Source organism: Novosphingobium gossypii, from assembly GCF_050433305.1.
GTDB classification, from domain to species: domain Bacteria; phylum Pseudomonadota; class Alphaproteobacteria; order Sphingomonadales; family Sphingomonadaceae; genus Novosphingobium; species Novosphingobium gossypii.
This window is the reverse complement of record NZ_JBNPXM010000002.1, coordinates 196,599-210,062: the sequence shown is the minus strand read 5'-3', so window position 1 is coordinate 210,062 and position 13,464 is coordinate 196,599. Positions and strand designations below refer to the sequence as shown.

Below are 13,464 nucleotides of genomic sequence, written 5' to 3'. Positions count from 1 at the left end.
AGAAGTCAGGGCTGCGTGCCGAAGCCCAGCAGCCTGACGCTGACGATGACGGGAATGTCCGCCGGCTTGGGGCGGACCCGTTCCGCCATCCTGGCCACTTCCGCGACCACCGCGCTGGTGGCGCTGGAGGCGGTCGTCAGGGCAGCGGTGTTGACCACCGGCGGCAGCGGGATGCCGCGCGCCTCGCCCTGCACCTGGATGTTCGCCGCGTTCAGCACCTGAAGCGCCGCGAGGTTGACGTCGCCCGAAACGCGGATGCCCGCCTCGCCCGCATCGATCGTGCCGAGCGGCGCGATGAGATCGATGTCGCCCGGCGCGATTTCCGGGATCGGGTTCAGCGTGGCGATGCCCGCGCCGGTGTTCTGGGTGGGCGGCGAGAGGGTCACGTTGCCATAGAGGTCATAGACCCGGCGGGGCGGCTGGTAGACGGCAGTGCTCTTGGAACCGCGACCCGCGTTGATATCCCCCTGCACCGACCAGATGAACAGGTCGCCGCCGAAAGTGGTGAACACGCGGCTCTGGCCAAGCAGGACGGAGCGCAGCGAGAAGATGTCGATGTCGCCGGAGCCCATGCTGAGCACCCCTGCCGTGGCAGGCGGCACCACGCTGCCCACGCCGATCAGCGTCTGGCCGCCCGCCACCATCAGTTCCACGTTGCCGCCGAACAGGGTGCGCACGCCCGAACCGCCGAACATGGTGAGATCGCCCGCATAGGAGATCGCGTTGCCGGATGCGTCCTTTTCGGGGAACAGCACCGAGATGGCGTTGCGACCGCGCAGGTAGCTGGCGAAGCGCGTGCTGTCGGGGTCATTGTATTCCCGGCCGCCTGCCTTCAGCTCGTCATAGTAGGCCAGGCGCACGAAGATGCCCCGTTCCAGCGGCGAAAGCGCCTCGAAGTAGGCGAGCGCCGCCTGCGGACTGTCCGCCTTGAAGCCGTAGCGCTCGCCCAGCCAGGCGGTGAGTTCGGCTTCGTAGGTATGGACGACCTTGCCCTGGTTGTTTTCATGAACCAGCGGGAACGCCGGGTCCGCGCGGTTCGCGGGGTCGAGGTACAGCCGCGTGAAGGCGTCGTAATTGGGGCCGCCTGCGCCCACGCCGGTCATCACGCTGATGGCGGCGCCGCCGTTGCGCGTAGCCGGGGTGATGTTGAACAGCGGCCCCAGGCTGGTCAGACGCCCCGCGTCGCCCTGGTAGATGTTGCGTCCCGCCTCGACAATCAGGTTGCCGGGGCCCGCCACCGACACGTTGCCGTAAAGGATGTCACGCCCCGCCGAGATCAGCGTGATGTCGCGCGGATCGTTGTGGATGACGAGCCCGGCGGTTCGGAACGCACCGTTGAACAGCTGCATCGTACCGCGGCAGTCGATGGGACCGGTAAGGCCACAGCCGATGGCGGGAACGGTGCCGAAGTTGATGATGTCCCGCCCTGCTCGGACTGTCGCCGAGCCGGAGCTGATGTATTGCGGAGTGATGCCGTCCCAGGTCGTCATGCCGAACGACAGACGATAGATATCACCGTTCACGGCATAGAACAGCGCTGGATCCTTGCGGCCCGTCAACAGTGTGCCTGCCGCCGTATCCGCCTGGAACGCCATGTTGCTGCCCATGCGGCCAAGCGCGGCATTGCCGTTGAAGATCGGATCTATGACCGTCGTGCCGGTGTTGGTCCGCTGCAGCAGGCCAGCCCAGACCGGCCGGAATGGGTTGGGCAGAAGATCCGGGCTGTTCGACATGCCCGACAGCGCAATCGGCATAGTTCCAGGCAGTTCACCGGCCGCTTCCTGACGAATGTCCGCCCCTCCCTCGATCGAGCCCATGGCGAGCAGTTCGACCTGTCCATGGGGAGACGGCAGCAGCTCAACCGCGGCAATGCCGTTGTTGCAGTCGTCACCGCAGAAGCCGCCGGTCCACACGATGTCGCCGCTGGCCGCGGTTGCGGTCAGGATCGGCGGATACCAGAACCGCGCATCGCGCCGTGCCGTGTTGCCGCTGTTGGCCAGCAGCACCGGTGTTACCGTGCCGCCCGCAGAGAACAGGTGGATGGCCGTCTCGTCACGCCAGAGGGTGAAGCTGGTGGTCATCGCCACGCCGTCGGGCCGCACGAAAGCGCCGCTTGCAGCGACGTAGCCCATCGACGTGCCCACACCCGCCATCTGCGTGACCGCACCCGGATCGCCCACGCCCGCCAGCACCAGCGCGCCGCGCGTGTTGATGGTGGAGGTGGCGTCACCCGGAACCAGGCTGGTGCGGTTGATCGCACCTGCCGTCACGTCGATCGCGCCGCGCAGGTTGACGAGATTGCCCGCCATCTCCGCCGCGCCGGTGACAGTGCCGGGATCGGCGGTGAAGCCGGGGTTCAGCGTGCCACCGATGCGGATGGTCATGTCGCCACCGCCGGTCTGCACCAGCTTGCCTCCCGACACGAAGCCTCCCGGACGATCCACCGACGTCACGCGGCCCGTGCTTGCCACCGCGAAGTTCAGCGCGGTGCTGCTGAGTAAACGGCGGTTGGTGTCGGCGTAAGTCTGGCCAAGCGCCGTTTCGTAGTCGCTCATGACGCCCGCATCGCCGCCGGCCGAGACGGTCAGGTTGCCCCCGCCCAGTGTGCCGATGCCGGTGAAGCCGACCAGCATGGGCGCGTTCTGGCTGAACCCCTGGTTGAGGCTTGCAGGCGCATTGGGCACGTAGCCGCCGAAGTTGATCCACCACGCGGTCGGCGTATCCTGGCCAAGCCCCGCCTTGCCTTCAGTCACGCCGTAGGCGCCCTGACGCCACAGCCAGTTAGCGACGTCGCTGCTGCCGGGGCGCAGGTAGCCCATGTTGCGACCGGTCTGGAAGCCGGTCATGTCGCCCTGAACGGACAGCGTCAGGTCGCCGCCGTGCTCCGGATACCATGCATGATAGTCGCGGATGGCATCGGCGTAGCCGTCGAAGTTGCGACCGATCCATGGGTTCGCCAGGCTACCCGCCCCGGCCAGCGTGGCGCGGGGCTGGTCGTAGACGTTGTAGCCGTCAGGCGTGGTGCCGCCGATCGTATCGGACGGAGTTCCTGCGGTGTAGACGCCGAACAGCGAATACTGCGCGTAGGAGCCGCCTGCCAGCAGGTCGAGCGAGCCTGTGCCGGTGCGCACCACGCTGAAGACCTGCAGCGCCTTCATGTTCTTCAGCCATGAACTGTCGAAGCCATCGGCAAGCGTCGCCTGCGGGTTGATGAAGTGGCGGTCCGACAGGCTGAGGTCGCCGGTCTGGCCGGTTGCGGCCAGTTCGCTGGCTGCGCGCACCGCGCGACCGTCCGCCGATCCGGTGTCGGCCCCCGCCACGAAGCGCATGGACCAGGATTGCGATCCCTGCGGCAGCATGTTGGCCGTGGCCCAGATACGGCCCTGAGTGCCGTCTGCCTGGATCGGTCGTACCGGGTCTGCGGAGGGCAGTTCGGCCGGCACTACCTTCAGGCCCGCAGGCAGGACGGTTCCTGCCGGCAGGGTCATGTTCTCGGCCAGGAACAGCTCGTTGGTGCGGAATACGTTCGTCGGCGTGCCAACCGGCACCGTAGTGGCGCGGATGGACGAGAACGTGCCCGGCAGCACGGTGCCGGCGCCCAGCCATGTATCGGCGGGCAGGCGCGCGGTCACGGTATCGCCGGCGGCATAGATCGGCGCTGCGCCGCTTTCGAATGCTGCCTTGTCGGCCCAGATCGGAGCCCTCGCGGTCCATCCGGTCGCACTTACCGCCAGAGCGTTGGCGAAGGCGAACGGAATGGCCACGCCGCTGCGAACCTGCGTGCCGTTGCGCACGGGGATCGCAAAGGTCAGGACGAAGTCGCTGTTCGCCCCTGCCGGCACGCTGCTGCCCGCCGCACCTGCCGCCGTTCCCACCATCTGGTAGGAGAAAGTCAGCGTCGTCGGCGTCGTCAGAACGCCGGAGATGACGTTCTGCGCGATGGTGATGTCGCGCGGCAGGATGGCGCCCTCACCCAGTTGCAGCGCGGTGGAAAGGGTGAAGGCTGCAGGAGCCGCCACGTCTTCCGGCCATGTCATCGCCGCGATGCTGACCGTGCCCGGCATCACCGAACCTGCGCCCAGCTTCGTGCCGGAAGGCAGCGTGGTGCCACTGGCCATGATCGTGCCGCGCGCGATCATCGTGCCGTCAGGCAGGTGGATGTCGGCGCGCGCCACCCAGTCTGTCCCGAGGGTGAAGTCCGCAGACAGGCGTGTCTCCGCGCCCATCGGGACGTTGGCGATCACCTCGAACCCGTTCACCGGCACCGCGTAGCCCAGCTTAACGCCGTTCGGGAAAGCCGTGCCCACGCCGAGCGTCACCGCGCTGGGCAGGCGGTATTCCTGGATCCAGGCGTCGTTGACCCCCTGCAAGCCGGGATAGAGCACCCAGCCGTTGTCATCCGGCGTGCGGGCCGGAACGCCAAAGCCGTCCGTGATCGATCCATTTATGTCGAGGTCGTTCGCGGCGCGCACGAGCAGCACGCCCGCCTCGCCGGAGCCATAGCCGCCGCCGTTCGGATCGGCATAGTTGCCCGCGCGCTGCGCTGCCGGGTTGAGGCTCGCGTAGCGGTAGCCCGCTAGGTTGAGATCGCCCGAGATGCGCAAGTCGCCGCCCGGCGCACTTGCCAGTTCCACGCCGGGGCGGAAGTGGAATGCACCGTTGTAGGCGCGAAGCCCCGCCAGCCTGCCGAGCAGCGCCGGATTGGCGATCGCAGCATCGATGAAGGCGTCGCTCTCGCCATGGATGCCATCCATCAGCGCCTGGTCGATCACGCCGCTGCCCGGCACATACGTGCGGAAGGCATTGACCGAGAGGCTGTCTGCGCCACGCACGCTGAGCGTTCCCGCAGCGGCGATGGCGACGTTATCGGCGCCCAGACGCGGAGCGTTGAGGTCGATCCGGCCACGGGCGACACCATCCGCCGAAGTCAGGTCCAGCGTGGCACCCTGCACCAGTGCAAGCGTGCCGCCCTTGCTGGTCAGTTCCACGGTAGCGCGGTTCGCTGCCTCCACCACGGCGCCGTAGCTGTCCACCTGCAGCTGCGTTCCGCGCGCGTCGAGCACCGCGCCCGCGCCCAGCGTCAGGTCGCCCTGCGCCGCAAGGCGGATCGTGCCCGGCTTGGCGCCGCTCGCATCGATGCGTCCATTGACGATCAGACTGCCACCATCCGCCGTGATGCTGACGTTGCGGGCCTTCACCTCGTCACCGATGACCAGATCGCCGGTCTTTATGATGAAATTGCGCGATTCGGTCACGCCGGTTTCGGTCAGGCGCCGGTTGAGCCCGCCGAAGTCCGCTAGCTGCCCGGCGCGCACATCGATGCCGCCATTGCGCAGGGCCGGGTTGGCCGCGTTTTCGCCGTTGCGCGCCTGTCCCCTGATGGCGCCGTCCAGCGCCACTACGCCGTTCAGCGCCGTGACCTTGAGCAGCCCTGCATGGTTGAAGTCGGCGCTGAGGTCGATCGCGGCCGCCTGTGCCATGGAGATGCCGCCGCGCGTCGCTTCCAGTTCCACGTCGCCGCCCCAGCTGTAGCGGGTCTCGTCGAAGAACTTGGTGGCCCTGCCGGCAACATCGATGCGGGCCCTGTCGCCCAGCGTGAGGTCGCCCTGAGTGGCCAGCAGCCGCAGCTTGCCGCTGGGCAGCGCGATCAGCGTATCGGCGCGGATCGCGCTGCCGGTGATGGAGATGTCCGCGCCCATCGGTGCATCGACGCGCTGGGCGCCCGGCGCCCAGCCTTGCGGCGCGACGATGGCCACCGCCCCACCTGCCACCAGCCCGACCCTGGAACCGGCGGCCCCGGTGAGCAGCGGCGTAGTGAGGTTGAGGTTGCCGCCGGTTCCGGGCCGGCCCTGCTCCGCCTGCGACTGATAGAACGAGATCGTCGCGGCGTCGTTGCTTTCGATCCGGCTCGACGCGGTCAGGTTCACCGTCCCGAAGCCGAGCGCAAGGCGGTCCAGTTGCAGGGCCGATTTCGTTTCCACGTCGTCCTGATAACCCAGCACGATGCGGTCTGCGACGAGGTTGAGCGTGCCTGCTCCGGTGCCCGGACCGTTCGCGATCACACCACCCGGCAGGCCTGCTGCCGGTGTCGAGTTGAAGCCGGTGCCTTTCTGCCCAACCAGCCCGTTCCACACCAGCGTGGCGGCGCTCACCGTGGCGCTGTCAGTGGCGCTGCCATGGCCGTAGAGCGCCGGCGTGTTGAGCACCAGTTGCAGGCGCGAGTCGGGATTGGTCGCGCGGGTGTCGAGGTTGACGGTGCCGTAGAAGTTCACCGAATCGCTGGCGGAGAGGATCAGGCGCTCCATCGCCGGGGCATTGCCTTTTCCACCCCCGTTTATGAGCCGTTGCAGCACGCCCTGGTTCAGCGCGATGCCGCCCGGCAGGATGCCCTGCTGCGCCGCAAGCGCCAGCGCGTCGGTGGAACCGATGTTCACCGAGCCGGTCGCCAGCGCCAGATAGCGCGCGCCATAGTCTGTCGCCTCTCCCAGCTTCACCGCGCCGCGGCTGGCGAACGCAATCGTACCGTCGGAATAAAGCCCCGCCCCGTCCGCGACCGTGATCTGACCGGTCGTGCCGGCCTGCGCTGGCGTGGCGAATTCGACCAGGCCGTTGGATACCGCCAGGATCGCGGCACCGGGGTTGGTGATGGTGAAGCCGCTGGAGGAATCGAAGCCCGGCTGGCCCTTGCCCACCGACGTCAGGATCGCGCCCGATTCCACCGTGAGGTCGGAATTGCCGTCGGACACCATGAGGATCTGCGGTGCACTCAGCACGGCGCCGTCGCGCACGGTGATCCCCGCAAAGCCGCGTGGCGCAATAGTGCGCCCGTCGCCGCCGCCCGCCTGAATGGTCAGCGACGCGAGAACCGGGTTGGTGCCGCTGACCGACCGCAGGATCGTGCCGCCGAGCAGCACCGTGGTGGCACCCACCGCGTTCAGGTCTGCCGCATAGAGCCACGCATTGCCTTCGTTGGCCGTGCCGCCTGCGCCCAGGATTTCAAGGCCATAGGTACCGGCCCCGCCATAAGCGCCCGGCAGCACGGACAGGGTGCCCCCCAGGCCGCCCTTGGCCGCGGCGAACTTGCCCGTCCCGTTGAACGTGAAGATCGATTCCGCGCCGCCGTTCACGGGGTTGGCAAGCGCCAGCGTGAACTGCTTGCCATCTCGCGGAAGCAGGGGCAGCGGGCGGCCGAAAAGCTCGGTCGCCGGCATGTTGATGAGGAAGTCCTCGAAAGCCGTCTCGTTGTACGCCGAATGGGTACGCACCACGTCCGCCGAGGACAGGATCACGTTAACCGGCAGCGCAGAGGTCGTGCCCGTATTGGCGATGCCGGTATGGGCACCCAGCGCGTACGAGCCGTCCGCCATCGGGGTCAGCCCACGCCCCGCGGCGGGCCCTGCCGTCTTGCCGATTTCGACGCGGAAGGCGCCTTTCATCAGCGCATATTCGGCGGGAAGGAGCGTGTAAGTGCCCGCTGCAAGGCCCGGAACGCCTTCGGGAATGACGATCTGCTGGCCTGCAACCGGCTGCGCATGGCCGTCGATCGCGACCGGTGCCGCCGCGTTTCCGTAAGCCGGTACGATCGCATAGACCTTGGCGTCGGGATCGCTGAAGCTGGCATAGGCCGGGTTGACGTTGGCCAGCGCAGTTTTCAGCACGTCCACCGAGCCGCCGCGCCCGGATGTGAACGCCGCGCCGGAAACCGTGCCGCCGCCGCTGAGGTCGAGCACCGCGCCCGCCTTTGCGTCGAACGAGCCGATCACCGTGACGCCCTGGTAGAGCGCTGTCGTGTTTACTTCTGTGCCGTTACGCAGCCATGTCAGCCCGTCCGTCGTGCCGCCATAGGGGATGGTCAGGCCATCGCCGGTAACCGAGGTGATGCTGCCCGACAGGAGAGTGACCTTGCTGGTGGTGCGCTGGTCTGCCGGCCTCCAGCCAACCTGCCCCGCCGGCTTTTCGTCCGGGCCGGGCATGAACGCGTCGCCGCCAACGCCAAGCCGTATCATGCCGAACGGCGCGCGCAGGACGCCGCCCTGATTGATGATGTCGGCTCCGACCGTCAGCGTCCCGTATGCCGAGAGCGGCGCGGCGGGCGTAACTCCGTCCAGCTTGAAGAAGTTGACGGTCGATCCCTTGAGCAGCGCATTCCAGATCACGGTGTTGCCGGGCAGACGATAGTTGTAGATACCCGCCTGGATCGCGGCCTGCGCGCCCGACATGGGGTAGATCTGCGCCGCAGTCAGCGAGATGTTGCTCATGGAGCGAACCGTGCCGCCGGTCAGGCGGATATCGCTGCGGCTGACAATGCTGACGTCGTTCGGCGCGGCATACTCGTATTCGAGCTGTTCGTTGCCGATCAGGCCGATCGATCCGTTCACGCCGAAGGAGATGCCGGCCATGTCGACCAGTCCCCCCGTGATGGTGATGCTGCCGCTGCCCACGTTGGGGCGGGTCTGCAGCGCCATCGAACCGCTGTTGGCAGGTACGATGTCGTTGCCCCACATGTTGCCGCCCCCGGCGAAGTTCACGTAGGCGGCAGACAGCGCGACCCTGCCGTCCAGTTGCAGATTGGCGACCGTGCCCTGCAGCGTCAGGTTGCGACCAAGATCGACCGAGACGTCGCCGTCAAACAGCACCACATCGTCGCTGCGCAGTGCAAGACTGTCGAAGCCACCGGCGTTCACGCGGTCGATGCCGACGTGTGCCTTGCCAACCAGATCAGCCACGCCTTCATTGTTGGCAAGCGACTGTTCCAGCGTCTGGCCTGGCGTCCAGCAGCCGGTGATGCAGTCTCCGAACGAAAGCGATCCGGGCAGCACGGTTTCGTGATTCTGCCCCACCACGATGCTGCGCAGGCGCCGCATGTAGTTGGGGATCGCCTTGCCGGAGGAGGCCCCCTGATCGGCGTAGACGGGGGTGCTGAGAGCCACCGACAGTTCGCTGCCCAGCGCGCCCTTCCCACCGGCATGCGCGCGCAGGTCGCCGTCGAGGAAAACGCCGTACTGGGAATCGAAGGCGATGCGGCCGCCATCGGTGGTGATCAGGCGGCTTGCCCGGCTGCCGGCGCTGCCGGCGCTGCCGCCCGGCATCGCCGACGTCAGGTAATCCACCTCGGCGCTGGAGCCCGACGCATCGAGCAACGCGCCAGGCCGCACCACGACATAGGCCGACGTCAGCTTTCGCGTTTCGGTAAGCGTGCGCACATTGACGCTCTGGCCACCGGCCCGAATGGTTCCCCCGCCGGACACGTGGGCATAGCGCAGGCCGCGCTGGTCGGTCGCCGAATGGGCGCGCCCCGATACGTCGATCACCGCGCCGTCATCGATGTAGAGCGCGCGGGTCGCGTCGTAACGGACCGGGGTGGAGCCGGGCGTATCACGGTCCATGCTCTCGGGCATGCCGGCATAGAGATCGACTGTGCCGCCGCGCGCCTCGATACGGCCCTGCACCAGCAGGCTGTCGGCAGCGGTCAACGTGATCTTCTGGCCATCGTCCACGGTGAGGCGGGTATCGGCACCCAGGAGGATGTTGCCGTAAGGCAGTGCGCCGGTGACGCGGATGCCATAGGGATTGACGAAGGTCCGATCGCCCAGACCCATCGCGGTCAGGCTGAGGCTGGCGCCCTGCCGTTGGACGAAACGACCGTTGGCGGGGTCGGCCAGAAACATCTCCGGCGTCACCAGCGTCATCGCCTCGTCCAGCGACGCGCCGCTGGCGATGGCGTGGCTGGCAGCGGAGAATTCACGGACCGGCGCCACGACGTCGATCTTCGTGTCGCCGCGCACATGGATGTCACCGCCCGCGCGGACGTTGTAATTGCTGAATCCCTGCTGGAAGAAGTCGGCTTCCAGATGGAGCGGCTCGCCCACCTTGATGTCCTGCCCGAAGACCCAGCCCTTCTTCAGCGTCATGCCCTTGGCAAGCGTCAGTGCGCTTTCGAGCACGGATCCGGCCTCGATGAAGCGGTTGATCGGCTGGGTGAGCTTCAGTTCGGGTCCGAACAGCTGGACCGTCCATTCCGGCACGATCGTACCCGGGGGGGCGTTCCAGTAAGCAAGCTCAAGGAAGGTGCCAGCCGGGACCGTCTCACCGGGGAAGTACATCGTCTCGTAGTTGGCGCCATAGAACTCGCCATCGAAGTCGAGCGGGATGGTGAAATCCGCCGTCAGGGTGGTGGCGCTGAGATCGAAGTACTCGTAGTTCACGATCACGTCGCCGACCTTGGCGGTGGTGACCTGGTACGCGTAGTCGAACGGCAGCACTGCGCCTGCGGGTAGCACCGTGCTCTCGTTCAGCTGCAGGTCTATGGGCAGCGGCTGCCCGGCGACGATCGCGTTACCGTCGAAAAGCTTTTCGCCGATGGTGATCGCACGGCCGGCGTTGTTGAGGATCAGCGTGCCGCCCTTGCCCTCGCCCGAGCCATAGGAACGCACGGTGCCGCCCAGCACCATCTCGTTCACCGCTTCCCGCGGCAGATTGCCCGTAGCCAGCACCACGTTGCCGCCGTCGGCGCCCATCGTTTCGCCCAGTTCAAGGATGGCCCCGCCGGCCGAAGCATCGACCAGGCTGCCCTTGCCCATGTGGAGCGAGCCCTGGCGGCTGCCGATCAGGACGTCGCCACCATCCAGGTACGCCAGATCGCGCCGATCGCCACCGGTCTTCAGGTTGACCCACAGGCCGGTGGTGTCGAGCTTGACCCCGTCTGCCACCTCGACGCTTGTCGGGATCGCCTCGCATGCAGAAGGACAGGTGACCACCACGCCCTCGACCGAGATCAGGCCGCTGTGCGCGGTAATGTCGCCGCCGACGGTGACGTTCTCGCCGCGCAGCACCACCTTGCCGCCATTCGAAACGGCAAGGCCGGCTTCCACGTTGACGGTGCCGCCGCTGACGCGCAGTTCTCCCAGCCCCGCCCGGTTGATGCTGTCCGCCGACAGCTGCACCGTGCCGACAAGCGCGGAGGCCAGCGTGTCCCCGGCGGTCATCCCCGTGGTCACGTCAGTCCCGCCGCTGACAGTCACGTCGGTCGCGAACGGGATGTTGGGATTATTGTTCGCCGCCTGAACATGCAACCGGTTGCCGACGTAGAGGCCGCCCGCCAGCGGAGCGACTGTCTGAGGCAACTTGTAGCCATCCAGCCGCCCGGTCACGGTGCCGTCGATATCCCCCGTATCGGACACGAGGGGAGCAAGGTCTGGACGTGCCTGGGTCTGGCGCTCGCCCACGATCACGTCGGCCAGGACGGTGCCTTCCATCACCACGGTTGGCATCGACAGGGATACCAGGCCGGCGTCGCGCCCAACAGTATAGCCTTCTTCCCAGCGCGTGCTCAGCGTGCGCGCGAAGGGGTTGAGGAAGGTCTCGTTGTACTGATCTCCCCAGCGGCCATGCTGACGCATGAACGAGGCGCCGACGGAGACCAGTTTGACGCCTGCAGGGGCCTGGCCCGCTGCATAGAGGCGCCCGTCCGAGCCCATGAACAGGGTGGAGCGGACATAGCCGGCGTTGTAGCTGAGCGACCCGCCCGATACGTCGAGAATTGCGCCTTTCTGGACGATCAGCTGGCCTCGGTCGGCCGAGGTCGCGCTGGCATTGCCGGTACCGCTGGCGAACGTGATGGTTCCGGCATTGGCCACCCACTCGCCGATGCCGTGCGCAGTGTTGCCAAGGTGTCCACCCACTTCAAGCAGGCCGCCGGGGGTATAATAGCGGTCTCCGTTATGGCCCCCGGTGCCGCTGGGCAGGAGCACCAGATCGCGCACGTCGATCCATACATCGTTGGTCTTGAGGCCCGTGACATCGCGGTTCGGCGCGGAATCGCGCATTTCAAACGGCTGGATGTTCACCTTGATGGTGTTCGATTCCATGTCCATCGCCACATCGCGCACGCCTGACACGTCGAGGATGGCCCCATCGCCGACGAAAGTGCGACTACGCGCCATGACAGCGATTTGACCGCCCTGTGCGATCGTGTTCGACCCGCCCTCGAACGTGACGTTACCGCCGGTCATGATCTCCACCCGGCCACGATCCAGGCGATCGGGCTGCTGAAAGCGGAAGTTGCCCTCTGCCTGATTGTTCAGCCCGACCGTGTTGGTGGTGACGGGCGGCGCGATCAGGGCGTCGCGCTGGGCATTGGTGGCCGTCTCCTTGCTGTCCAGTTCCGGCAGGATCATCGTCAGGCTGCCGTCGGTCAGCGTGACGCTGGTGTCCGTGCCGGCATTGGTGACGCGGGTAAGCAGGTGGATGGTGCCACGCGTGTGGACGCTGCTGGTCGCCAGCGCGACGCCGCCTTGCGTCACATGCTCGCCCGCCAGTGTGATGTCGCCCTGACGCGCTTCGATGACGCCGGTATTGAGAACGTCGCCGCTGGTACTGCCTGCAGTGACGTTGACCGCGATCTCGCTGCCGCGCGTGGTGGAAATCTGGTTGGCATCGGTACCGTAGCCGGGGCGGATGGTGAAGCTGTCACCGGCGCCCAGAATGGTCTGGCCGCGATCGGTGACGATCGTGCCGGCGTTCTCCACCCGCTTGCCCAGCAGCATGACGAAGCCGCCGCCCTCGACCACGGTCTTGGGCGCGGCGGTGACGAGGCGTGCGCCGGCCTCCACCTTCACATCGCCGCCGGCATTGATGAAACCGTCGCGGAAAGTCGCCGGAATCCATGGCGTGTTCGGATCGGACTGGCTGACGCTGTTGATGCCGTACTGCGCGAAATGCTCGTTGGTGAGGGTCGCGGTGGAGGCAACCAGATTGCGCACGTTGACCTGGCTGGCGCCGCCGAAGATCACCCCGTTGCGGTTGAGCAGGTAGACCGAGCCGGCGGCCTTGATCGTGCCAAGGATCTTCGAGGGATCGGCATTGACGTCGGTGACGCGGTTGAGCGTGATCCAGTTGGTATTGCCGTGGTGATCGAACGTAAGATCCGTCTCGCGCCCGACATTGAAGCTGTCCCAGGTCAGGATCGCCTTTTCCTGGCTCTGATCGACGGTGACCTGCGTGCGTCCGTTCTGGCCCTGAGTCTGCGTCGGTGCCTTTGCGCCTACCCACAAAGCGGGATCGATCGTGACGTCCGCCGCCTGCTGGAGGCCGCCCTTGCCGATGCCGTTGGGCACAGCCGACTGCGCCGCCAGTGCCGCCGCGCGTGCCGCCAGCTGCGCGGCGTCCATCTGGGTGCGGATGCGGGCAGCGTTCTGCAGCGACGCGCGGACCCGCGCAGCGGTGGCCGCCGCTGCAGCGTTGCGCGATCCGGCATTCTGCGCCGCCTGAGCGGCCTGTGCCGCCGCGTTGGAAGCCGCGTTGGAGCCGGCGCGTCCGGCACCCAGGTTCTGCGACAGGGCAGGGCCCGCCAGAAGCAGGCTGCCCAACGAGGCGCCGAGGAAGAGGTGGCTGCGATAGGAGCGGCGGCTGCGGATCATCGAACAAACTCCAGGATGCACGTCGGCCGCAAGGCTGCGGCATCGG

The 13,464-nt window shown here is 67.1% G+C and carries 1 protein-coding gene; it reads right to left on the bottom strand.

All coding sequences use genetic code 11. From position 1 onward, the window contains the following. Positions 1 to 5 precede the first annotated feature (5 nt). Positions 6 to 13,418 carry a filamentous haemagglutinin family protein gene (locus GGR40_RS06500; protein WP_429275399.1) on the bottom strand — a complete coding sequence of 4,471 codons (13,413 nt, stop codon included), beginning with the start codon at positions 13,416 to 13,418 and terminating at the stop codon, positions 6 to 8. Between the last annotated feature and the right edge of the window lie 46 nt (positions 13,419 to 13,464).